The 22,005-nt window shown below is 68.5% G+C and carries 21 protein-coding genes; 14 read left to right on the top strand and 7 right to left on the bottom strand.

Translation table 11 applies throughout. The features are described from left to right. Window positions 1-4 precede the first annotated feature (4 nt). Together B0293_RS33030 and B0293_RS33025 are read left to right on the top strand one after the other, a co-directional pair. Entirely contained in the window at window positions 5-4,342 is a 4,338-nt protein-coding gene (locus B0293_RS33030) for an ALF repeat-containing protein (RefSeq protein WP_005160826.1), read from the top strand. Between the two features lie 70 nt (window positions 4,343-4,412). Further along, complete coding sequence (locus B0293_RS33025; protein WP_005160823.1) at window positions 4,413-4,886, top strand: hypothetical protein; 474 nt, start codon at window positions 4,413-4,415, stop codon at window positions 4,884-4,886. An 11-nt stretch (window positions 4,887-4,897) separates the two neighbouring features. Here B0293_RS33025 and B0293_RS33020 read toward each other — a convergent pair whose 3' ends face one another. After that, the gene (locus B0293_RS33020; RefSeq protein ID WP_005160819.1) at window positions 4,898-5,623 is read right to left on the bottom strand and encodes an SDR family NAD(P)-dependent oxidoreductase; all 726 of its coding nucleotides are present in this window, start codon (window positions 5,621-5,623) and stop codon (window positions 4,898-4,900) included. A 94-nt stretch (window positions 5,624-5,717) separates the two neighbouring features. On the opposite strand from B0293_RS33020, the gene B0293_RS33015 reads away from it, so the two are divergent. Genes B0293_RS33015 through B0293_RS33005 form a run of 3 tightly spaced genes read left to right on the top strand, consistent with a single transcriptional unit; the run spans window position 5,718 to window position 7,742 of the window. Then, window positions 5,718-6,269, top strand: a complete 552-nt coding sequence (locus tag B0293_RS33015) for a MarR family winged helix-turn-helix transcriptional regulator (RefSeq protein ID WP_005160816.1) — start codon at window positions 5,718-5,720, stop codon at window positions 6,267-6,269. A gap of 40 nt (window positions 6,270-6,309) precedes the next feature. Then, window positions 6,310-7,074 (top strand): hypothetical protein, encoded by a 765-nt coding sequence (locus B0293_RS33010; RefSeq protein ID WP_005160814.1) that lies wholly within the window; start codon window positions 6,310-6,312, stop codon window positions 7,072-7,074. Continuing rightward, the gene (locus B0293_RS33005) at window positions 7,071-7,742 is read left to right on the top strand and encodes an NAD(P)H-binding protein (RefSeq protein WP_005160810.1); all 672 of its coding nucleotides are present in this window, start codon (window positions 7,071-7,073) and stop codon (window positions 7,740-7,742) included. The genes B0293_RS33010 and B0293_RS33005 overlap by 4 nt, the downstream gene beginning before the upstream one ends. 135 nt (window positions 7,743-7,877) lie before the next feature. On the opposite strand, the gene B0293_RS33000 is transcribed toward B0293_RS33005, so the two are convergent. The 3 genes from B0293_RS33000 to B0293_RS32985 form a co-directional block, all read right to left on the bottom strand. Next, window positions 7,878-8,405: a hypothetical protein gene (locus B0293_RS33000; RefSeq protein WP_052014512.1), complete on the bottom strand. Its 528-nt coding sequence runs from the start codon at window positions 8,403-8,405 to the stop codon at window positions 7,878-7,880. Between the two features lie 252 nt (window positions 8,406-8,657). Beyond that, entirely contained in the window at window positions 8,658-9,386 is a 729-nt protein-coding gene (locus B0293_RS32990) for a hypothetical protein (RefSeq protein ID WP_245191875.1), read from the bottom strand. A 243-nt stretch (window positions 9,387-9,629) separates the two neighbouring features. After that, the gene (locus B0293_RS32985; protein ID WP_005153263.1) at window positions 9,630-10,010 is read right to left on the bottom strand and encodes a winged helix-turn-helix transcriptional regulator; all 381 of its coding nucleotides are present in this window, start codon (window positions 10,008-10,010) and stop codon (window positions 9,630-9,632) included. Between the two features lie 124 nt (window positions 10,011-10,134). Between B0293_RS32985 and B0293_RS32980 the strand changes: the two genes are divergently transcribed. The 9 genes from B0293_RS32980 to B0293_RS32940 all read left to right on the top strand — a co-directional run bounded on the left by B0293_RS32980 (window position 10,135) and on the right by B0293_RS32940 (window position 18,331). Then, window positions 10,135-10,968, top strand: a complete 834-nt coding sequence (locus tag B0293_RS32980; RefSeq protein ID WP_005153262.1) for an enoyl-CoA hydratase/isomerase family protein — start codon at window positions 10,135-10,137, stop codon at window positions 10,966-10,968. A gap of 131 nt (window positions 10,969-11,099) precedes the next feature. After that, window positions 11,100-12,221, top strand: coding sequence for an epoxide hydrolase family protein (locus tag B0293_RS32975; protein ID WP_005153260.1), 1,122 nt, complete (start codon window positions 11,100-11,102; stop codon window positions 12,219-12,221). A gap of 147 nt (window positions 12,222-12,368) precedes the next feature. Next, complete coding sequence (locus B0293_RS32970; protein WP_005153258.1) at window positions 12,369-12,812, top strand: hypothetical protein; 444 nt, start codon at window positions 12,369-12,371, stop codon at window positions 12,810-12,812. Window positions 12,813-13,177: 365 nt separating this feature from the next. Beyond that, window positions 13,178-14,518 carry an ATP-binding protein gene (locus B0293_RS32965; RefSeq protein ID WP_005153257.1) on the top strand — a complete coding sequence of 447 codons (1,341 nt, stop codon included), beginning with the start codon at window positions 13,178-13,180 and terminating at the stop codon, window positions 14,516-14,518. Further along, window positions 14,515-14,943, top strand: coding sequence for a roadblock/LC7 domain-containing protein (locus tag B0293_RS32960; protein ID WP_005153253.1), 429 nt, complete (start codon window positions 14,515-14,517; stop codon window positions 14,941-14,943). The genes B0293_RS32965 and B0293_RS32960 overlap by 4 nt, the downstream gene beginning before the upstream one ends. Beyond that, window positions 14,940-15,293: a DUF742 domain-containing protein gene (locus B0293_RS32955; protein ID WP_005153243.1), complete on the top strand. Its 354-nt coding sequence runs from the start codon at window positions 14,940-14,942 to the stop codon at window positions 15,291-15,293. The genes B0293_RS32960 and B0293_RS32955 overlap by 4 nt, the downstream gene beginning before the upstream one ends. Next, window positions 15,271-15,867, top strand: coding sequence for a GTP-binding protein (locus B0293_RS32950; protein ID WP_005153241.1), 597 nt, complete (start codon window positions 15,271-15,273; stop codon window positions 15,865-15,867). The genes B0293_RS32955 and B0293_RS32950 overlap by 23 nt, the downstream gene beginning before the upstream one ends. Further along, entirely contained in the window at window positions 15,864-17,243 is a 1,380-nt protein-coding gene (locus B0293_RS32945) for a cytochrome P450 (RefSeq protein ID WP_005153239.1), read from the top strand. The genes B0293_RS32950 and B0293_RS32945 overlap by 4 nt, the downstream gene beginning before the upstream one ends. Beyond that, window positions 17,225-18,331: a cytochrome P450 family protein gene (locus tag B0293_RS32940; RefSeq protein WP_005153237.1), complete on the top strand. Its 1,107-nt coding sequence runs from the start codon at window positions 17,225-17,227 to the stop codon at window positions 18,329-18,331. The genes B0293_RS32945 and B0293_RS32940 overlap by 19 nt, the downstream gene beginning before the upstream one ends. A gap of 58 nt (window positions 18,332-18,389) precedes the next feature. Here B0293_RS32940 and B0293_RS32935 read toward each other — a convergent pair whose 3' ends face one another. The 3 genes from B0293_RS32935 to B0293_RS44425 form a co-directional block, all read right to left on the bottom strand. Next, window positions 18,390-19,967, bottom strand: a complete 1,578-nt coding sequence (locus B0293_RS32935; protein ID WP_005153236.1) for a carboxylesterase/lipase family protein — start codon at window positions 19,965-19,967, stop codon at window positions 18,390-18,392. Window positions 19,968-20,391: 424 nt separating this feature from the next. Then, window positions 20,392-21,387: a serine hydrolase domain-containing protein gene (locus B0293_RS32930; RefSeq protein ID WP_005153234.1), complete on the bottom strand. Its 996-nt coding sequence runs from the start codon at window positions 21,385-21,387 to the stop codon at window positions 20,392-20,394. Next, a complete protein-coding gene (locus B0293_RS44425) occupies window positions 21,371-21,568 on the bottom strand; it encodes a hypothetical protein (protein WP_245191874.1) in 198 nt (65 codons plus the stop codon). Before B0293_RS44425 ends, B0293_RS32930 begins: the two co-directional genes overlap by 17 nt. Window positions 21,569-22,005: the final 437 nt, after the last annotated feature.

Genomic DNA, 22,005 nt, shown 5'->3' with positions numbered 1-22,005 from the left:
TCGCATGAGCAACAGATCAGCGAGCGCCGCCGCGATGTGGCGCAGGTCCGTCGTGGCCGTGGTCCTCACGATGATCATGGCTTTGCTGGGTGGCCTCGTCCCCGCGGGTGCGGCCGCTAGGCCCGCTACGGCGCCCACACCCGCGGCCACCGTGTCGGAAGACCCGCCCGTCCTCGACGACGAGGATCAGTTCAACCGTGAGCTGGTCGAGGACATCGCCAAACACGCTCCCGACATCGAAGTCCGGGAGGCCGCGCAGGCGGCGCTGGACACGAACGACCCGGCGAGGATCATCTGGTTCCTCGACTACGGCGAGGCCGAGGCCAAGGCCAAAGCCGCGGAACGCAAACGCGTCACCGCGGCCAAGAACCGGGAACTGGTGCAGGGCTGGGCGCGAACCGGCGGCCCGCACGTGCGAGCCGGCGCGCAGGCCGCCCTCGATTCCGGCGACGACACGGTGATCGCCGACTTCGTGTCCTATGGCAAGGAAATCGCCGAGAAGCAGGACCAGAAGGACGCCGAAGACTCGAAGGCGGAACAGGATCGCATCATCGGCCGTGTCCAGGACATGGTCGCGCACGGCGGACCGCAGGTGCAGGTCGAAGGCGAAGCGATCCTACTCACCGGCGACTACGCCCGCATCCGAGAGTTCTACCTGACCGGTTACGCCGAAGCGAACCAGCGCGACCACGACTTCCAAGAGGTCATCGAGAAGGCGCTGGAAGATCGCAACAAGGCGATCACCGAGCTCAATGCCCTGGCACGACGCGCGGAAGCCGCCGCGAGCGCCCGGGCCGAGATCACGCGCGCGAACATCAACGCGGTCAAGGTCATGGAAGACGGCCTGTTCGCGATGCAGATGGCCGTGAAGGCGGCGCACAAGGCCGACAAGATCTTCCAGGAAGACAAACCCGGCCGCGCGAACGGCGCCAAGGGGCGAAACCAGGATATCGACGCGTTGCGCGCCGAGGCGACGGAGTACGCCTCACGCGGTGGCCGCATCGCCGAGGAGGCCCGGGGCATCAGCACCCAGGTCCACAACGCCGCGGCCCGCCTCGTCGAGACGGGTCTGACCAACGGTCTGGACTGGGCCAAGGTCACCATCGGCATCACTCACGCCGTCGAGGCGACCGCGCTCGCCGCGGAAACCTCACAGCACGCGATCGAGGCGACGCTCGCCGACAGCCGGGCACTCGACGCGGATCGCAACGCCCAGGAGCACGCGAACAACGCCCACAAGTACCGCGCGGAAGCCGAACGCCAGGCGCAGCAGGCGGTCGACTTGGCCGCGGCGGCCAGGGTCCAGCGTGACATCGCCGTCGAGGCCCGCGATCGCGCCGAACAGCAGAAGAACCTCGCCGCCCAGAAGGCGGTGCAGGCCAAGCAGCACGCCGCGAACGCCCGCACCGCCCGGGTGAACGCGCAGGGTGCGGCCAAGAACGCGATCTCCAAGTCCAAGGACGCCACCACCGCCTACAACAACGCGGTCAAGTACAAGTCCGACATGGACGCGACGGTCCAGAAGGCCGCACAGCTCGGGCAAGAGCTCGAGGTCGCCGAGAGCGTCCACGGTCAGAACGTCCAGCTCTACCAGCAGTACGAGGTACGACTGGTGGACGCGCGGAACGAGGCCGAGCGGCTCGGCGGCGAGGCGTGGGAGGCCTACCGGCGCATCGAGGGCGAGACCAATCAGGCCAAGGCCGCGGCCGCTCAGTCTGAAGCGTGGGCGAGCCGTGCCAGGGCCGCGGCGGCCACCGCTCGTGCAGAGGCTCAGAAGGCGACTAACGCGGCGAACGAGGCGCAGCAGGCGGCGCTGCGTGCGAACCAGGAGGCGGTGACGGCCCGCCGCGCCGCCGACGAGACGAACCGTCTCGCGGTGGAGGCCGCCAACGCGGCCGTCGCCTCCAACGCGGCGGCCGAAATGGTGCAGCGCGAGGCCGAGTCGGCGGTGCGTGAGGCCAACCAGTCCGTGTACCAGTCCATGATCGCGGACCGGGCGGCAGCCGCAGCGGCCGCTTCGGCCGAACTGGTCATCGACCCCGTGCGGGCGGCGGAGAGCATTCTCAAACCGCTCGCCGGGATCAACGCCGACGCACGAAGGGCGCTGGCAGGCGCTGCTGAAGCGCTGCTCATCAGCGAAGAGCAGTCCCGCCTCGCGCGGGAGAAGGCGGCCGAGGCGGCGGCGGCCGCGATTCGCGCGCAGAAGGCGGCGGACGAGGCCGTCGCCGACGTCAAGCCGGCGTACGAGGCGGCGGCTCGCGCCGTCGACGCGGCGAACGCCGCCGCGCAGGACGCACTCACCGCCAACGATGCGGCGAACACGGCGGCACAGCACGCGGACGCCGCGTCAGGTTCGGCGGCCACGGCCGCGCAGTGGGCGAACTCCGCTCGGTCGGACGCGACGCTGGCGACCCGGTCCGCCAACGCGGCGACCTCCGCAGCGGCGGCAGCGGGGCAAGCGGCGGGAGCGGCGGAAAGGCTCCGCAGCGCCGCACTGGAAGTCGCCAAGGGTTTCGACGCCTTCGAGAATTCGATCGTCGATCGCCTGAAGCAGGTCACCGACGTCCGCAAGCGGTACGACGAGGCCGTGAGTTTGGCCAAAGCCGAGGCCGAACGCAAGCGGCAGGAGCTGAACAAGCTGACGCTGGAAGGCCTGGCCGGCGCTTTCGTCTGCAAGGTGGCCACTTCCCTCCCGCCTTGCCAGCAGCAACTGCTCAAGATCAAGGACCAGCTCGGCCCGGCGCTCGAGGCTTTGGGCAACTATGTCGAGGACTGGTTCTGGTGCACCTCCGGTGTCGATGAAGGCGCCTGCCAGCGGTATCTGGACAAGTCGAAGAAGGTCTTCGAGTTCTCCTGGGAGGCGATCAAGGGGTTCGCCGCGGCCGCGGTCAGTCCGTTCGTCACCGTGTGGGAGGTCGGCGGCTGCGTCGTCTCGGGCGTGGACACAGGCAACTGGTCCAAGTGCAAGCAGATCCTCGACAACGCCATCTACGTCATCGAGAACCCCTACATGTGGATCAACCTGCCCGAGTGGCAGACCAACCCCGGCAAGGCGTTCGGCGGGCTTCTGTTCGATGCCACCGCCGCCGCGGCCACGATCTACGCGGGCGGCACCGGCGGCGCGGCGTGGAAGACCGTCCGGACGTTGTCCAAGAAGCTCGACGGAGGCTCAGGCCCGCTGTCGAAGATGGTGGCCGGCTTGGAGCGCTACGCGGTCAAGCTGCACGAGTCCGTCCGCGACAAGCTGCCGAACGCGGTCGGTGAGCTCCTCAACCTGAAAGCGCGTTTCGACAACGGCGACGCCAAGTTCGACGGTGCCATCGCGGTCGTCGACGAGCGGCTGTACCGGATGGAGTCGTTCACGATCCGGCCTGAGGGCACGCCGAACCTCGTCGACGGGGCGACCATCCGCCTTGAAGGCGGCACGCTGCGGATCGAGAACGGCCTGGCGAAACTCGACGGTGCCAAGCTGAAGGTCGAGCCGCCGAAACGCTGTCTCGTAGCGAGGGCGGCGGTGGCCGCGAATTGCGAACCGGCGAAAGACGAAGACAAGCCGAGGACCAATCCGGACAATTCCTACGAGCACGACATCGACCTCGGAATCACCAGCGACGGCAGGTCGCTCGGGCAGCTGAAGGTCCGGCTTTCACCGGCGGAGAACACCTGGGCCAACCGAAAGATGGACGAAGCCAAAGCGCGGGAACCGGCGATCACCCCCAAGGTCGAGGAGGTGGCGAAGAAGATCCCGACGGGGGAGCGTGTCGGGCAAGGGTTCGAGCTGAAGGACAAGGGAGTCTTTCCCTATCCGTCGTTCAAGCGCAAGCTGTTCGACGAGATGAACCCGAGGCCGGAGAAGCCCGGAGAGCCGACGCCGCCGAAGCGATCTCCGGACGAGGTCGCGGGCAAGATGAACGACCTGGTCCGGTACACGATCAACTTCCCGGAGGGCACTTACACCCTCGGCGTGCAGAACGCGCTGGCGGAGTTCGCCAAGATCTTCGATGTGATCGAAGTCAAGAACTTCTGGGCGAGGAAGGCAGCGGGCAAGGGCAACTACCCTGGTATCAACGTCACCTACAAGACGAAGGACGGGCAGCTGTTCGAGGTCCAGTTCCACACCCCGGAGAGCTTCCACGCCAAGGGTGACGTCGAACACTGGGGTTACGAACGGAAGCGTGCTCTCGAAGCGGTCGACTTCGACAAGATCCCGGAAGAGGAGCGGGATGCGTTGAGGGCCGAGATCCGTGCCGAGATCGATGAACTGAAGAGCCAGTCCGCGCTCATCTTCGGCGAGGTGAAGACGCCGGTGAGTGCGATCGACATCCCGTCCACCAAGCCTTAGCGGCAGCCACAATGGACGCGCCCCCGGAGCTCGCGGCCGGGGGTGCGTCCCTTTTGCGGAAGAGGAACCGATGAACCGTCAGTACCAGTACTTCGCGATCGTGACCAAGGCGTTCCCGCACGTGGAGGAACCCGCGCTGATGTCCCGTCGGTGGGTCGACGAGCACGGTGTCGTACGTCAGGAATCGTTCACCGACAAGCTCGTTTGGGAGCCGGAGGATGTGCTGAGCAGGATCGAGTCCGGAGAGTCGGCAGCCAAAGCGCATCCCGTCACGGAGGAGGCCGGGCTCCGGTTCGAGGCGATCAGGCATGCCCGTGTCCACATGTTCGACCCGGCCGATGGCAGGTACGAGTACTTCAAGCTCATCGAGCTCGGCAAGACGGTTCTGGCGATCCGGACGTGGATCAGTCCCCAGGGGTACGACCTGGAGGAGACGCACACGGCCTCGGGATGGCTGAGCAGCCATGTCCGCAGCAAGCTCGAACGCGACAGCATGGGCGGCGACCTCATCCCGATCACCAAGGAAGAAGCCGAGAGCCTGTGACCTCCCGGCCGTCACCTGGTCGGATAGGCGCCGCCGTTCACACCGAAGGTCTGCCCGGTGATGTGCCGGGCGCCGGCGGAAGCAAGGAAGTACACCGTTTCGGCGATGTCGGCGGGAATCCCGGCGCGGCCGGTGCTGGTCGCGTCGACCAGTTGCTCGGCTCGCTCGGCGGGGAGTTTGTCGCGGAAGAATTCGGTTTCGCGGATGTAGCCCGGTGACACCACGTTCGCGGTGATCTTGCGGGCGCCGAGTTGCTTGGCCAGGTCGACGTTCCACGACGCGAGCCCGGCCTTGGCCGCGCCGTACGATCCGGCGCCCTGATCCGCGGCGATGGAGCCGATGTGGATCACCGATCCGCCTTCGGCCAGGTCGTCCTCGACCGCGGTGGTGGTCAGCACCGCGCTGATCAGGTTGGCGTCCAGATTGGCCCGCCAGCGTGCGAGGACCCCGGCGAGCCCGTCCTGCTCGGGGAGATCGAAGTCGGTGTTGCCACCGGCGTTGTTGACCAGCACGTCGATCGGCCCGTCCAGTCCGGCCAGCGCGGCGGTCACCTGCTCGGGATCGGTGCTGTCGCAGACGAGCGGCCGGACCGACGGGCCCAGCTCGGCCGCCGCCGAGACCAGCACGTCCTTGCGACGTCCGGTGACGTACACGACCGCGCCGGACGTCGCGAATTTCGCCGCCACGGCCTTGCCGATGCCCGTGCCCCCACCGGTGACCAGGATCGTCCGAGTCATCCATCCTCCTTCGTACGCGTCGGTTCAGGCTCACGTTTAGACCTAAATGATAGGCTGAGCGCAGCGTGGACGACAACCACCGTGGAGGTCTGGGATGAGTGCAGCGTCCGAAAAGGACGCCGTGGACGAGATCGAGGCGGCGTGGCGGCGCGAACGGCCCGGCACCTCGACCGCGTCCATCGGCATCGTGACCCGGGTGTGGCAGCTGGCCAAGCTGTTCGGTGAGGACCGGCGCCGCGTCCTTGCCGACTCGGACGTCGATCCGGCCACCCTCGACCTGCTCAGCGTCCTTCGGCGCAGCTCGCCCCCGTACTCGCTGACGACCAGGGAACTGGCGAAGCTGACCTTGGTCACGGCGGGGGCGATCTCGCAGCGAGTGGCCCGCGCCGAACGCGACGGGCTGGTCGAGCGGCACTCCGAACCACCCAGTCGTACCGTGTACGTGACGCTGACCCCGGCCGGGCACGCGCTGGTGGAACAGACCGTCGATCGCGTGCTGGAGCGGGAATTCGGCCTGGTTTCCGGGCTGAGCGACGAGCAGCGGGACCAGCTCGCCTCACTGCTGCGGGTGCTCCTCGGCGAGGTCCAGAGCCGGTGCGGTGATCACAGCGTTTCGCAGGTCGGTGATGCCGGTACGGTGCTTTGACGAGCGTCGCGCGGCGCTACGAGCCACGGGGGAGAAACACATGAGCACACCATCCGCGCCGGACAGCGAGTCGGCGTTCGCCGCCGCCCGGCGCAGGTACCTGATCGCGATGTCGCTCGGCCCGATCGCCTTGGTGGCTCTGTGCGTCGTTTCCTTTGCAGGGAAACGGAACCGGGTCTCGATCCTGCCGGTTCTGGGGTTCCTCGCGTTCGCGTTGATCCTGCTGCTGTTCGGGTACGCACGGCGGAACTCGCCCGTGCGCTGGAGCCGGGTCGCGGCGATCAGCGGTGTCGTCGCCGGGGTCTACGGCGCGGTCGGGGTGCTGAGCTGGCGTGACGGGGAGAGTCGGCTGCTCATCGCCATCGCCGTGCTGGTCGTCCTCTCGCTCGTGCCGTGGCTCGCGGTCCGGAACGCGGCGGCCTCGGTGCTGGCCCGCCCCAAGGGTGACCTCGTCGGCGCGACGGCTGAATTGTCCTTCGCGCTCCGGGACGAGCCCGACGGCTGGTTCCTGATCCGCGAGGACGAGGTCGCCGTGCGGATCCGGCGCAAAGTCCGCCGCAACCTCGACGACGACCACGACGTCGCGGCCCCGTTCCCGGGCATCGCCGAGGTCGAGGTCATCGACCTGCCCGGCGGCGACGAAGTCGAAATCGGGCTGTCGTACGCGATCACGCCCAGCGCCGGGCCCGCCCTGCGCATCCGGGTCGACGACAGGTCGATCGACCTCCAGGACGAGTGGATCGTGCCGATCGACGAGGCCTGGCAAGCCGCCGAGGCTTTGCGGTCGCGGAAGGGTGTCGCATGAGGATCGTCATCGCCGGCGGCCACGGAAAGGTCGCCCTGCGGTTGACCCGGCTCCTCGCCGGACGTGGTGACTCCGTCGTCGGCATCGTGCGCGATCCCGGCCACGTCGACGACATCGAACGGGCAGGCGGCGAGGGCGCCGTCCTCGACCTCGAACACGCCACGGTCGACGAGGTGGCCGCGATCCTCGTCGGCGCGGACGCTGCCGTCTTCTCGGCAGGCTCGGGCAGCAGTGCCACCTCCGCACGCCGGGACAGCATGGACCGGGCCGCGGTCGTGCTGGTCATGGACGCGGCGGAACAGGCCGGTGTGCGACGGTTCCTGCACGTCAGCTCCATCAACGTGGGCAGTGCCGACGACCCCGGCATCGGTGACGGATACGCCACCTACCTGCGGGCCAAGCGGGCCGCCGAGGAACACATCTTCGCCCGCGACGGGCTCGACTGGACGGTACTGCGGCCCGGCGTGCTCACCGACGACGAGGGCGAAGGCACCGTCGAACTCACCGCAGGGGACAGGATCGGGCCGAAGGGCGCCAGGTTCGACCAAATCGCCAGGGAAGACGTCGCCGCGGTGCTCGCGGCGCTCCTCGACCGGCCCGGCACCGCCGGGCGGATCTATGTGGTGGTCGGCGGCGAAACCCCCATCGACAAGGCGATCGACGGCTAGCCGAAGCCGGCCGATCGCCCGCCGCGGCCTGACGTCCAGCCGCTGCTCGAAGAGGCCCAGGGGGCAAGTCCAGCATCGAAAGCGGGATCTCGAACTGGCGGGCTACTTCGACACGTCGACCGGCGAAGTACAGACCTACTTCCCCGTGATCGCACCCTGATCGCTCAGGCCTGCGGCGAGTTGAGCGGCGCACGCCTTCCGGACCTCTGCCTCGAGTTGGTGCGTGGTCCGGCCCCAGCTTTCACCCCACTCGTCAATGAGGTACCAGACCCCGCCGAGGGGAAGGTCGAGGAGGCTCTCGGGATACCCGGTCCGGATGAGGATGCCGTCGACTTCGTTGACGATCCATTTCTCACTGACCAAGCCGTCGGCGTGCAGGCGGGCGAGCTGGGTGAAGACGGTCTGTGCCGCGGCCGTAACCGATTCCGGGATCGACGTGTGGCACTCGGCGAGGGCGTCGCGCACGACGTCGTGCACTTCGTGGGAATCCGTTCCGCTCAAGCCTGCCAGCGTCCGGAGGCCCGGCCCGTCGTAGCCGTGCACGAGCCAATGCGCTGCCCAGAGAGGGATCCGCTCGGTAGGCGCCAAGCCCAGCGCTATCCAGGCGGCGACCAACTCCGGCGAGGGGATCTCACCGGTTCGGAGGGTAGGCCAATCACGCACGAGTCAATCTTTCCCTAGTTGTCGAGCAGAAAGGCAAGGTGTCCTGTCAGGTGCCAAGTCCGTGAAGGCCTCCTTGAGGGACCCAGAGTCCCTCAAGGAGGCCTTCACGGACCGGTGTTCGGTGGCGATCAGCGTTGCGAAAGCCACTTTCGCAACCTTCAACGTTGCGGAAGTGGCTTTCGCAACACCCGAGGTCGGTGTGCGGGCGAGCGACTGAACACGCCACCTTCGACTTACCCCTCAATAGAAGGCTTATCGCCGGAACCAGCGCCGCCGCTTCGACGGGATTTCCGCGGGGTCGGGTGGCTGTAGCCCCAGACTTCCGGTCAGGAAGAAGGTTCCGGACACGATGTTGCCGCGCACGGGTGGCTGCTCGAGGTCGGTGGCCGCGATGGCGACGTCGAGTTCGATAGCGGCGATGGTGCGGACCCGGACCCGATGAAATGCCTTGCCGGTAAAGGTATTCACGGGGGTGCCGGCCTCGATGACCTCGCCGGCGAACAGCGCGTGTGCTGAGGGCGTCCAGTCGGGCGAAGGTTCCGTGGGCGAGAAAACCCCGGAGGGGATGAAGAAGTCTTCGGCGAATTTCGGCTCGTCACCGTCCTGCGAGGCCGAGTAGACCTCGGCGTCGGCGTGCACGGTGACTTCTTCGGCCAGAGCCGCCAGCACCAGGGATCCCTTTTCGATTCGCCCGCCGGAGTGGGCGAGGACCGCTCGGTCTTCCAGCTCCACCGCGACAGGGCAGACCATCTCTCCCTCGACGCCGTCGAGGAGTTCGAGCATCACAGTCTCGTCGCCGACGAGGTGAACGTCGCGCACCGGTACCGCGGGCGTTGTGCCTGCCAGACACGGCAGGAGGAACTCGAGCTCACCTTTACGGACCTGCGCGACCAACCGGGCACCGGAAGAATCCGTCCACACGTGCTCGCTGACCTTCGGAGCGATCTGCCGGGCCGTGCCCGCGCTGATCAGCGAGACCACCCGCTCCGAGAACTCGTCCTGGTCGGCGACCTCGATCCCGATCGCCCCGAAATGGCTGGCCACGCTCACTCCTCCTGCTGCCTTGTCCACCGGAGACTATTGGCGAAGCCGAAACAAGGTCATCCCGTTTACGAGGACGACGCAGGCGACGGCACCAGGTCGGGTGGCATCGGCTACTCGGTGTACGTCAACTGACCGCGTGACGGCGGCCCCACTCCCGCCAGGGAGCGGGGCCGCCTGCGACTACGTTCCTTCGGCGTGACGACGCTGGTCGTAGCTCCGCTGGCAGTTCTGGATCTCGTCCGCGTGGGCGGTCGTCCAGTCGTACAAGCGACCGAAGGGTTCGCGCAGGGATTCGCCGAGCGGGGTAAGGGAGTACTCGACGCCGACCGGTGAGGTCGGCAGCACACGCCGTTCGATCATCCCGTTGCGTTCCAAGCGGCGCAGGGTCTGGGTCAGGACCCGCTGGGTCACGCCTTCGAGGTGGCGCTTGATGTCGTTGAACCGGCGGGGCCTGCCGAGGACGGTCATCACCATCATCGACCACTTGTCGGCGATCTGATCGAGGATCGGGCGACTGGGGCAGTCGGCCCGGTAGACGACGTCCGTGTCCGGAGTGGCCATATCGGTATCCTCCACGATCCTTACGATGCCGAAAGTGCGTTATTGACGCCGGTCTTCCGTCGCCGCAGTCTAGGTATACATCAGGAACTTAGCTGCCTGACAGGTACCGATCGGAGATTCTTTCGTGCACCACGACGCCTACTCGACCCTGCGAGTGAGCCATGAGGCCGGCATCGCCCGTGTCACCCTCGACAACCCACCCGTCAACGTCCTGGACGTCGCCCTCATGGCCGACCTGCGGCGGCTGTTGACCGGGCTGCGGGACGACGACTCGGTCCGGGTGATCGTGTTCGACAGCGCTGATCCGGACTTCTTCATCGCCCACGTCGACATGGCACTCGTTGACGCGCCGGACGCCTTCGACGAACTCGCGGCCGACACACCCGACGGTGTCAACGTCTTCCAGGCCCTCGGGGAGTTGCTCCGGCATCAGCCCCAGGTGACGATCGTCAAGCTCGCGGGCCTGGCCCGTGGCGGAGGGGCGGAGTTCGTGACGGCGGCGGACATGGCGTTCGCGGCGATCGGACGCGCCGGGATCGGCCAAGTCGAGGCCCTCATGGGCATCGTCCCCGGGGGCGGCGGCACTCAGTACCTCGCCGATCGGATCGGCCGCAACCGCGCTTTGGAGGTGGTGCTCGGCGCCGACCTGCTCGACGCGCGGACCGCGGAACGCTACGGCTGGATCAACCGGGCCATAGCCGCCGATGAACTCGACGACTTCGTCGACCGCCTCGCCCGCGACATCGCCGCACTGCCCGAGGGCGTGGTCGCCGCGGCCAAACGTGCCATCGTTCCCGCTGATCTGGCCGAGGGCCTCCTGCGTGAACACGACGCGTGGGCGGGCCAGTTCGTCCGGCCCGCGGCCGAACAGTTGATCCGAGGCGGACTGGCCCACGGCGCCCAGACCCGCGACGGCGAACGCGATCTGGAGAGCCTGCTCCGCAGGCTGGCCGGCTGATCATCCGGCCTCTGCCGACTCCGGTAGGCCGCGACGCTGACCGGGTGCGCACCGTCTCGAGCGCGTCCTCGCCCTTGATCGGCTTCAATAGCTTTTTCGTGTCACGCCATGCTGTGGAAGGAAGCACCGCTATGGCCGCAGAGCCGTTTAAGGTCAGCATCACCGAAGCCGAGATCGCGGATCTGCGTGAACGGTTGCGACGGACGCGGTGGCCCGAGCCCGAGCCGGTGGACGACTGGTCGCAGGGGTTGCCGCTGGCTTACGCGCAGGAGCTGTGCCGCAGCTGGGCCGAGGACTACGACTTCGGGTTCGCCGAGCGGCTGAACGCCTTCCCGCAGTACCGCGACACAGTCGACGGGCTGGGCATTCACTTCCTGCACCTCCGATCGCCGGAGCCGGACGCGTTTCCGCTCGTGCTCACACACGGCTGGCCGGGTTCGGTGCTGGAGTTCCTGGACGTCCTCGGTCCGCTGACCGATCCGTGCGCGCACGGCGGTGACCCGGCTGACGCGTTCCACGTGGTCGCGCCGTCGTTGCCCGGGTACGGCTGGAGTGACAAACCGTCGACGACCGGGTGGGGAGTCACTCGCACCGCGCGCGCCTGGGACGCGTTGATGGTTTCGCTGGGTTACCAGCGATACGGCGCGCAGGGTGGTGACTGGGGCTCGGCGGTGTCCGGCGCGCTGGGCGAGGTGGCACCCGAGCGAGTCGCCGGCGTGCACCTGAACCTGGGATCCGTGGCGGCAGGCACCTTCGACGACCTGACGCCCGCGGAGCTGGCGAACCTCCAGGCCGAGAAGGAGTTCCAGCGCACCGGCCGGGGGTACTCGGCGATCCAGGCGACCCGCCCGCAGACCCTCGGCTACGGCCTCACCGACTCCCCGGCGGGGCAGGCCGCCTGGATCGCCGAGAAATTCTGGGCGTGGACGGACAACGACGGCCATCCCGAGAACGCGTTGTCGCGGCAGAAGATCCTCGACGAGATCTCGGTCTATTGGTTCACCGCGTCGGCCACGTCGTCGGCGCGTTTGTATTGGGAGAGCTTCGCCAACTTCCGGGACAAGGTGACCGCGCCATCCGGGCTGTCGGTCTACCCACGCGACATAACCCGTCCATCGCGGCGGGAGGCCGAACTGCGGTTCACCGACCTACGCTGGTTCGAGGAACTGCCGCGAGGCGGCCACTTCGCCGCCCTGGAGCAGCCGGAGTCGCTGATCGAGCAGGTGCGCGGGTTCTTCCGCCTCTTCCGCTGACCGTGGTTCGAGGACCACACGGAGTTCGTCGATAGCGAGGAACCCGGCTTCGTGTTCTTCGCCGGGAAGGGAATGGTCGTGACGTACGATCGCGGTGGGCGAAGCGCCAGGCCGAGATTCCGGCACCGGGGTGAGTGAGGGGTCGGGATGTTCGGTTCGAAGAAGAAGCTCAACGATCTGATGGCGCAGCTCAGACCCGACCTGAGTCGGGAATCGCTCGGCGTCGGGCCCGCCTTCCCGGGCGTCGCCCCGAACCCGCTGTTGAGCGGTGAGGCACGGAAGCGCACTGTGGAACTGCGTATGGGGGCGCTTGCGCTCGGCGTTCTCGTCGACTGGCGGGAGGTCAGCAGCGACGGCAGTCCACGCGTGGTCCTGATGTTCGACGTGGAGACCGCCGGCGGTATCTCGTTCCGCGGTATCGCAGATGAAGACCTCACGATCACCGAGCTCACCCGGCTCGCCCCAGGACAGACGTTGCCTGTGCGCTACCGACCGGCCGTCATGGACCATTACGTCGCCCTTGCCCGGGACGCGGACCCCGCTCACGTGCAGCGGCTCTCCGACGAGATCGCGAGCCGCAAGCGAACCTGACCCGAAGCCATCGGCCGTCCGCCGGAACTCGCGTGTTCCTTAGCAGTTGTTGTCTGCTCGATGCGGTTCGACGTCGTCGCGTGCAGCTGTAACCGACGGCGTGCTCCAGATCTGCTCCAGGAAATCAGTGTGAGAAGTCGGTCTGTCGGGGACAGCCGTGAGTGAATGCCGTGGACGCCCGGCCCGGCCGATCGGGCTTACCCAGCACAGAACCACTTTTCTGGCGGGAAGCGGCTGCCGCTCACGGCGTGTTTGCGCTACGGTACTCGCTGCTGATGACGTCCTTCGATCCCCGATGCCGTGGAGCTGCCGCATGATCCCCGGCTCGGCCCAGGCGTCCTTGCCCTGTCGAGCGTGAGGATTTCATGGAGTACCCCCTGCTGACGGCAGCGCTGATCTGTGTCTCGCTGCTCGCCGCGGCCTTCGCGCTGCTGCTGGTGCGCCAGCGCCGGGTCACCGTCAACACCGGCCGTCGTGGTGAGCAGCTGCTGGCCGAACTCCGCGCCCGTGAGGAGGAGAACTGGCACCTGTTGCACCGGCGATTGCCCGCGATCGTCGAGGCGCAGGCCAATCAGGCCGTGACCGTGCCCGGCCCCTTGCGTGCCGTCAACGGCGAGGACCCCCACCGCGAACTGCTCGCGGTGATCAGCGAGCTGACCGGCCAGACCCGCCGCGACGCCGCCGAATCCGCCGCCGCCACCCTGCGCGCGATGATGCGCACGGTGCAGAACCTCGCGGGGGAGCAGCAGGTGCTGATCTCGGCGATGGAGGAGCAGCACGACAATCCCGACGTGCTCGACGGCCTGCTCGGACTGGACCACGCGAACTCGCAGCTGGGCCGCCGCGCCCAGGCGACCGCCGTGCTCTGCGGTTCGTGGCCGGGCCTGCAGCGCTCCGCCGCGACCCTGACCGACGTGGTGCGCGGGGCCACCGGCCGCATCCGCGACTACGCGCGCGTGCAGATCCCGGCGCCTTCGGACACCGCGGTGGTCAGCCAGGCCGTGGAACCGGTGGTGCTCGCGGTGGCGGAGCTGATGGACAACGGCGCCCGCCACTCGCAGCCCGGCTCACCCGTGCAGGTCAGCTTCCAGCAGGCACACAACGGGCTGGCGATCGTCATCGACGACGCCGGGGTCGGCATGACGGTGGAAGCGGTGCAGCGCGCGGGGTGGCTACTGGAAGGCCACGGCGGTCAGGACATCGCCGCGCTCGGTGTGCCGCCGCGGATCGGTTTCGCCGTCATCGGCGTGCTTTCCCAACGCTACGGCTTCCGCGTCTCGGTGGACATGCGCTCGCCCTTCGGCGGGGTGCGCGCGGTGCTGTTCCTGCCGAGCGAGCTGCTCACCCGCGCTGCCGTCCCGGCGCCGGCACCGCAGGAAGTCCCGTCGCTGGCCGCGCCTGCCAGCCCTGCCGCGATCACTCCCAGCCCGACCCCGCACGTGCGCGTTCCCGCGCCGGAACCGCAGCCGGCCGAACCGGCCGAGGAACTGGGCACGACCGCGCACGGCCTGCCTCGCCGTCGTCGACGTGCCCCGGTGTCCGGGGCGGCCACCACCACGTTGTCGGTTCAGGTGCCGCCGTCCGCCGCGCCGGAAGGGACCGAGTCCCCGGTGAACAACAGCCCGGTCGCCACGGCCACGGCCTGGCAGCGCGGCACCCGCCAGGGCCGCGCTTCTTCCACCGATGTCGAAAGGGATTTCCAGTGAGCAGCTCCGTCACCACCAACAACCGGTTGGGCTGGATGCTCGATCAGGCCCTGCAGATGCCGGAGACCATCTCCGCGGTGCTGCTCTCGGCCGACGGCCTGCTGATGGCCCATTCGCAGGGAATCACCGTGGAGGACGCCGAGCGCACCGCCGCCGCGGTCTCCGGGCTCCAGTCGCTCGCCCGCGCCACCGGCGAGTTCTGCCGTCAGCCGCCGGAGCAGTGGCGGCAGACGCTGATCGAATTCGACGGCGGGTTCGTCTTCCTGACCTCCGCCGGACAGGGCGCCTACGTCGCGGTGTCCACCACCGGCCGGGTGGACATCGAGGGCGTTTCCTCGCGATTGCAAGAGCTGGTGCAAAGACTCGGCCAGGAACTCACCGCGCCGCCGCGCTTTCCGGCCGAGGGACCCGGCAACCCGGCATGAGCTGGCAGCGGCGGGAACGGGCGCTGGTTCGGCCGCACGTGGTCACCGAGGGCCGGGCCCATCCGACCCGCAACACCCTGGACGTGGCCACCGTGGTGCTGGCCACCTGGGCGCCGATGACCGGGCTGAGCCCGGAAAAACGGCGGGTGATGGAGCTGTGCAGGGGCGGCGCGCTGGCCGTCGCGGAGGTGGCCGCGCATCTCAAGCTGCCCACCAGCGTCACCAAGGTGCTGTTGTCGGACCTGCTCGACAGCGGGCACATCGAATCACGGGCCGCGGTGCGCGAGACCGAAGTCCCCGACCAGCAACTCCTGCAGAAGGTACTCGATGGCCTCCGTGCTCTCACCTGACCGATACGTTCCCGCCTCGGTCCGGACCTCGGTGAAGATCCTCATCGTCGGCCCGTTCGCGGTGGGGAAGACCACCTTTGTCGGCACGCTCTCGGAGATCCGCCCGCTGCGCACCGAGGAGCGGATGACCCAGGCGGGCGCACTGGTCGACGACCTGTCCGGCGTGCGCGGCAAGGACACCACCACGGTGGCCATGGACTTCGGACGCCTGACACTGAGCGACGAGGTGGTGCTCTACCTCTTCGGCGCCCCGGGCCAGCAGCGGTTCACGCAGATGTGGAAGGACCTGGCCCACGGCGCGCTCGGGGCACTGGTGCTGGTCGATCCCAGCCGCCTGCAGGACTCCTTCGACGTGATGGGCCTGCTGGAGGAACTGGACCTGCCCTACGCGGTGGCGGTCAACCAGTTCGACGGCGCGCCACGTTTCCCCGAGGCCGAGCTGCGCGAGGCGCTCGATCTGCTACCCGAGACCCGGCTGGTCACTTGTGACGCCCGCGATCGCGCGTCCGCCGCCTCGGCGCTGATCAGCCTGGTCGACTACCTGTTCACTCCCGTCCGCCAGGAGCATCCGTGACCGTTCCCGCCACCCCACCCCCCGGTTGTCCCGCTCACGCCACGCGAACCCCGCTCTACGACGAGGAGTTCGCCGCGAACCCGGCTGTGGTCTACGCGCGGATGCGCAAGGAACACGGCCACGTCGCGCCGGTCGAGCTGGCGCCAGGGGTGAACGCGAGCCTGGTACTGAGCTACGAGGCCGCGCTGGACGTGCTGCGCTCCCCGCAGACCTATCCGCGGGACCCGCGCCGCTGGCAGGCCAGTCAGCCGCCGGACAACCCGGTGATGCCGATGATGGGCTACCGGCCGAACTGCCTGTTCACCGACGGCGCGGTGCACGCGCGCTACCGCAGCGCGGTCACCGACAGCATCTCGCGGGTGAACCCGCACGCCCTTCTGGGCTACGTGGAGAAGACCGCGCGGGAGCTGATCGCGAAGTTCTCCAGGAACGGCCGGGCGGACCTGCTCACCGAGTACGCCGGAACCCTTTCCCTCCAGGTGTTCAACCACCTCTTCGGCTGCCCGCCGGAATTGGGCGAGCGGCTCACCGCGGGGATGCGCGGGATCTTCGACATGGTGGATCCGGAGCGCGCCAACGCCGAGCTGACCGCGGCCATGCTGGACCTGCTGGCGCTCAAGCGGCGGCAGCCGAGCCAGGACGTGCCCTCGTGGATGATGGCGCATCCCTCAAGGCTGACCGACGAGGAGATGCTTCACCAGCTGGTGCTGCTGATGGGCGCGGGCACCGAACCGCAGCAGAACCTGATCGCCAACGGGGTTCGGTTGCTGCTGGTGGACGAGCGTTTCGCCGGGGACCTGGCAGGCGGCAGCCTGCACGTGGAGGACGCGCTGGAGGAGATCCTCTGGAGCGACCCGCCGATGGCCAACTACTCCGCCGGTTACCCCTATCCGGCGGCCGACCTGATGGGCACGCGCCTGCCTGCCGACGAGCCCGTGGTGATCAGTTTCGCCGCCGCCAACACCGATCCCGAGCTGGGCGACGCCCAGCGGGCCGGTAACCGGGCGCACGTCGCCTGGAGCGCCGGGGTGCACTCCTGCCCGGCGCAGGGCCCGGCGCGGCTGATCGCCACCACCGCCATCGAGACCCTGCTCGACGCGCTGCCGGATGTGCGCCTGGCCGTGCCGGACGCCGAATTGCGCTGGCGGCCGGGCCCGTTCCACCGCGCGCTGGCCGGTCTCCCGGTCCTGTTCACCCCCGTCGTCGCACCGGCCAGTCCCGTTCCCGACCCGACAGGAGAGCACCCATGGCACCAGCCCGCCCGTTCGTCCTCGATCCCAACGGCCGTGACATCCACACCGAAGGCGCCGAACTCCGCGCCCGCGGAGCCGCGACGCTGGTGGAACTCCCTGGCGAAGTGGTGGCGTGGTCAGTAACCCAGCCGGAGCTGCTGCGGAAACTGCTGTCCGACCCGCGGGTGTCGAAGAACCCGAACCTGCACTGGGCGGCCTACCGCGACGGTGAGATCCCCGAGGACTGGCCGCTGCGGATCTGGGTCTCGGTGCAGAACATGTTCACCGCCTACGGTGGCGACCACCGGCGGCTCCGTTCGCTGGTGTCGAAGGCGTTCACCCCGCGCCGCGTGGAAGCACTGCGGCCGTGGGTCGAGCAGCTGACCACCGGCCTGCTGGACCGGCTCGCCGCCGGGCCGGACTCGGTGGACCTGAGGGAGAACTTCGCCTATCCGCTGCCGATCGAGGTGATCTGCCAGCTGTTCGGCGTGCCCGAGGAGCACCGGCCGGATCTGCGGCGCGCGGTGGACGGGGTGTTCAACACCTCGCTCAGCGCCGAGGAGGCGCAGGCGAACGGCGTGCTGATGTACGGGATTCTCGGGCAACTGGTGGCGAGCGGACGGGAGAACCCCGGCGACGACCTCGCCAGCGGTCTGATCGCCGCGCGGGACGAGGACGGTTCGGTGCTCGAGGAGGCCGAGCTGATCGACACGCTGATCCTGATGATCTCGGCCGGGCACGAGACCACGGTGAATCTGTTGCACCACGCGATCCTGGCGCTGCTGACGCATCCGGAGGAGCTGGCGAAGGTGCGCTCCGGGGAGCACACCTGGGCCGAGGTGATCGACGAGACCATGCGGTGGCAGGCGCCGATCGCGAACCTTCCGCTGCGGTACGCGGTGGAGGACATCGAGATCGACGGGGTGCACATCAAGGCGGGCGAGGCGATCCTGGCTTCGTACGCGGCGGCGGGTCGCTCGCCCGAGGCGCACGGTTCCGACTCGGACGAGTTCCGGCTTTCGCGGGAGTCGAAGAGCCAGCACCTGTCGTTCGGGCACGGCGTGCACTACTGTCTCGGCGCGCCCTTGGCGCGGCTGGAGGCGGAACTCGCACTACCGGCTCTGTTCGAGCGGTTCCCCGATCTGGCCCTGGCGGCGGAGGTTTCCGAGCTGGAGAAGATGCCGTCGTTCATTTCGAACGGGCACACGAGTCTTCCGGTACGCCTCAAGTGAATGCGGTGAGTGTGGCTTTCACCGCGGATCCGCGGTGAAAGCCACACTCACCGAGCCATCAATGCCGGGTGTTCCCAGTTTGAACATTCGCCCAGAAAGCACAGTTGTGTTCGGCGGCCAGGCCAACCGTCCGCGGTGCACCCGGGACGAGAGACAAAGTCGTGCCACCGCCGAAGCGTGGCCACGCCGGGGTGCCCGGCCCGTTCGGGTCGCCGGTGCGGGCGAAGGTCGTCCAGTAGCGGATCATTCGGTCGGACAAGGCCCGCTGCTCGGCGTTCAGCTGCGTGGGCACGCCGTTGAGGTCGAACAAGTACCCCATCTCCGCACCGTGGTAGGCGCCGGACGGGAGGCCCTTCGGGAACGGGAACGGCGCGGGCGCGGTCCGGTCGGCGAACTCATAGCTGTACGTAGGCACGGAGCGGGCGAGGGTGCGCTGGTCGGTCACCTGCGTGCAGGACCAGACGCGGTCGGTCGCCACCGTGGCCCACGCGACGGCCGGGGACTCGTACGCGCTCGACGGGTACTTCGCCGCGACTTCGGGTGCCGTGGTGCCGAACGCGTCGACGAGCAGCTGCTGGTAGCCGACCTCGGTGAAGGCCTGGGGCAGGAACGCTGTCGCGAGGCGCTGTTCGTCGAGGTTGGTCCCGGAGATCACCGGGATCTTGGCGTAGTGCCCGTCGGCCAGTGCCCGGTCGGGGCGCCGCGGCAGCACGCGGTTGCCGTACGCCACCGCCGGCAGCGCGGCGCTCTGTGTCGCGGTCAGCAGCCGCGGCACCGGGATCCCGCGTAGACAGTCCACTTGGGACGGTCCGGCAGGGCAGCCGAGTGACGCCGCCAGCGTGGCACCCTGTGCGTCCGCCGAAGCCTGCGGCTGCCACGGCGAGCCGGCCGGGATGCCCGGGTTGACGCCGTTCCGCGGCCAGGTCATCGAGCACGACCCGCTCTCCATGATCGCCCGCTGGAACAGCCCGCGTGCCGACGGCGAAGTGAGCTGCCCGCAGATGTCGTACGAGCCGCCGGACTGGCCGAACAGCGTGACGTTGCCCGGGTTCCCGCCGAACGCCACCGCGTTGCGCTGCACCCAGCGCAGCGCCGCCTGCTGGTCCTGCAGCCCGAACGTGCCGCCGCCGTCGAGCTGGGGCAGGCCGAGGAAACCGAAGACGCCGAGCCGGTAGTTCAGCGTGACCACGACGACGTCGCCGCCGACGGCCAAGCGCCGCGCGTCGTAGTCGCCGCCCGCGCCGAAGGCGTTGCCGCCGCCGTGCAGCCACACCATGACCGGCTTGAGCCCGGCCGTCCTCGGCGTGGTGACGTTGACGTACAGGCAGTCCTCGATCTCGCTGGCCGGACCGATGCTCTGGGGCTGGGCGCACGGCGACGCCGGCCTCGTCGCGTCTCTCGGCGCGGTCCAGCGTGGCGCCGGCCGGGGTGGTTGCCAGCGCAGGTTGCCGACGGGCGGGGCCGCGTAGGGCACGCCCAGGAATGTTCTGGTGTCCGGCGCGACCGTGCCACGCACCGGACCGGCGTCGGTCCGCACCACCGCGGCGTCCTGTCCGAACGGCTGTGCCTGCGCGGTGGCGACACCCCCGGTCCCCAGTAAAGCCGCGATCACCACTGCCGCGATGCGCCTGCCCATGTCGTCCTCCGTTTGCTCGTTGTCGCTGACGAGCAGAGCCTCACACCGACAAGAAAATTTGTCAAGGAAGATCTAGTTTTCCAGCCGGGCGCTCGCGCCGGCGCCTGTCGCGCGGGCAAGCCGGTCATCAGAGTCAACCGGGCCGGCGTTGCCTGGTCGTCGTCCATGGGGAACGCCTGAGGTTTCTGAGGCGATCCGCAGTGGATCTCCAGGTAATCACCGAAGATCATCGGACAAGCTGGCGCAGTTGTGCTCAGTTCGATGCGGTCCGGTGTCGTTGAGCGCTGTTGTAGGTGGTGTTCTGCTCCAGATTTGCTCCAGAAAAATTGGTGTGAGAACTGGGCCATCGCTCGCAATGTTTTTCTTGCTGTGGCGTGGGGCGGCTGGTTTCGAGCTCGAGGACCCGTAGGGCGTGTGCGCTCGCTCAGCCGCAGAGGGCGGTGACGACGAGTTTGACCTCGGCCCTCTCGATCTTCGTCTGCTGGGCTTCGTCCTGGTAGTCGAGTGCGCCCTGGGTCGTGGAGATCTCTAGGCGCCGGCTGCCGTCCGGTGTGCTGAGCAGGTAGGTCTTGTAGCCGGGGATCTCGCCGATGTGGCCGACCGCGACGCAGTCCGGTCCGAGCTGGTATCGGGCGAGCCCGAGGCCATACTGCCGGGTCGGGCTGCCTGCTTCCGTCATCCGGCCCATTTCCGCGTAGAGCCGTGGGGGCAGGAGCTTCCCGGTGGTCAGCGCGGTGATGAAGCGGTCGAGGTCTTTGGTGGTCGTGACGATTTCACCGGCGGCCCATGCCCAGGTGGCGCTCTGCCGGGTGACGTCGACGGTGGTCAGTCGTCCGTTGTCGCGGTAGGCCTGGTAGGCGTGGGCGTGGTCGCCGGGGATGGTCGTCCGGGTGCCGGGGAGACTGGTGTCGTGCATCCGCAGGGGCTGGAGGATGCGGCGCTGGACCTGCGTGGCGTAGGGGGTGCCGGTCGCTTGTTCGACGAGGAGTCCGGCCAGGATGTAGTTGGTGTTGGAGTAGCGCCACTGGGTGCCGGGTTCGAAGCGTGCCGGTTTGGCCAGCGACAGCCGGACCAGCTCGTCCGGCCGGTAGTGGTGGAAGCGGTTCGCCGCACCTTCCTTGCCTACCAAGGGAATACCGGGCTCGAAGGTCGAGCCGTCCGGACTTCTGTCGCCGATGTAGTCGAACAGGCCACTGGTGTGCTGCAGCAGCATCCGGACGGTGATTCGGCGGTCCAGGCCGAACCTCGGCAAGTAGCGGTCGACCGGGGCGTCGAGGTCCACCTTGCCCTCGCCGACGAGCTGGAGCACGACCGTGGCCACGAAGGTCTTGGTAGTACTGCCCGCGCGGAACTTCCCATCGGTCGACGGCGCACCGTGCCGGCCGCTCACCGGCGCTGCCGGTTCAGTCGCTCCGGTCATCGTGCAGCCGCACCTGGACACCGGCCGTGCCGGTCGCCACCAGCCCGGCCATGGCCTCCTGTACCGCGCCGCGCCCACTGTCCGCCACCGCGGACGCGTTTGCCTGCCCCTGCCCGGCCAACCCCGCCAGAATCGCCGCGGACAGCACGACGGCACCAGTCCGTCGAATACTCGATCGCACGAAAAACACTCCCTTGTTCCGGGAAGCCGATCCCGGCCGCCCGGAGCAATGCTCGCCCGGCCTGCCCGTCCAGCACATCGGGGACAGCCCCGACCGTGGCCCTGAAACACCTTTACCGGCTCAGGGGTCCCACCCGGCGAACACGAGTATTCGTGAACGCGACAGTGTCTCGGTGGCGGCGGGGGATGACCGCCCTCGCGCCACCGGCGGCGGAAAGCCTCGGCGCTTTCGACGAGCTGGGTCAAGGGCGGTGTCACAAGTGTCCTATCGGACCTCAGCGGGATACGAGGCCCGGTTCTCAGACCGGGTCGCGCGGTTCCGCTCCCGTCGCGTTCCTCGCCCGGCTGCACGGTTCCGTCGAGCACCGCCTCTGGAACGACGCAGAGCATGTTCCCCGACGTCCCGGACCCCTGTCTTCAACCACGTTGGTGCTCGCC

Source organism: Amycolatopsis azurea DSM 43854 (assembly GCF_001995215.1).
GTDB lineage: Bacteria > Actinomycetota > Actinomycetes > Mycobacteriales > Pseudonocardiaceae > Amycolatopsis > Amycolatopsis azurea.
Note: the sequence above shows the minus strand (reverse complement) of the source record. Positions and strands in the feature narration are given on the sequence as shown.

Excerpts from the sequence above, each read along its gene's own strand:
- B0293_RS32955 (WP_005153243.1), top strand. The coding sequence starts at position 14,940 with ATGAGCTGGCAGCGGCGGGAACGGGCGCTGGTTCGGCCGCACGTGGTC.
- B0293_RS33015 (WP_005160816.1), top strand. The coding sequence starts at position 5,718 with ATGAGTGCAGCGTCCGAAAAGGACGCCGTGGACGAGATCGAGGCGGCG.
- B0293_RS32970 (WP_005153258.1), top strand. The coding sequence starts at position 12,369 with ATGTTCGGTTCGAAGAAGAAGCTCAACGATCTGATGGCGCAGCTCAGA.
- B0293_RS32965 (WP_005153257.1), top strand. The coding sequence starts at position 13,178 with ATGGAGTACCCCCTGCTGACGGCAGCGCTGATCTGTGTCTCGCTGCTC.
- B0293_RS32975 (WP_005153260.1), top strand. The coding sequence starts at position 11,100 with ATGGCCGCAGAGCCGTTTAAGGTCAGCATCACCGAAGCCGAGATCGCG.
- B0293_RS33025 (WP_005160823.1), top strand. The coding sequence starts at position 4,413 with ATGAACCGTCAGTACCAGTACTTCGCGATCGTGACCAAGGCGTTCCCG.
- B0293_RS33020 (WP_005160819.1), bottom strand. The coding sequence starts at position 5,623 with ATGACTCGGACGATCCTGGTCACCGGTGGGGGCACGGGCATCGGCAAG.
- B0293_RS32930 (WP_005153234.1), bottom strand. The coding sequence starts at position 21,387 with ATGACCGGAGCGACTGAACCGGCAGCGCCGGTGAGCGGCCGGCACGGT.
- B0293_RS33010 (WP_005160814.1), top strand. The coding sequence starts at position 6,310 with ATGAGCACACCATCCGCGCCGGACAGCGAGTCGGCGTTCGCCGCCGCC.
- B0293_RS32950 (WP_005153241.1), top strand. The coding sequence starts at position 15,271 with ATGGCCTCCGTGCTCTCACCTGACCGATACGTTCCCGCCTCGGTCCGG.
- B0293_RS33005 (WP_005160810.1), top strand. The coding sequence starts at position 7,071 with ATGAGGATCGTCATCGCCGGCGGCCACGGAAAGGTCGCCCTGCGGTTG.
- B0293_RS32935 (WP_005153236.1), bottom strand. The coding sequence starts at position 19,967 with ATGGGCAGGCGCATCGCGGCAGTGGTGATCGCGGCTTTACTGGGGACC.
- B0293_RS32985 (WP_005153263.1), bottom strand. The coding sequence starts at position 10,010 with ATGGCCACTCCGGACACGGACGTCGTCTACCGGGCCGACTGCCCCAGT.
- B0293_RS33030 (WP_005160826.1), top strand. The coding sequence starts at position 5 with ATGAGCAACAGATCAGCGAGCGCCGCCGCGATGTGGCGCAGGTCCGTC.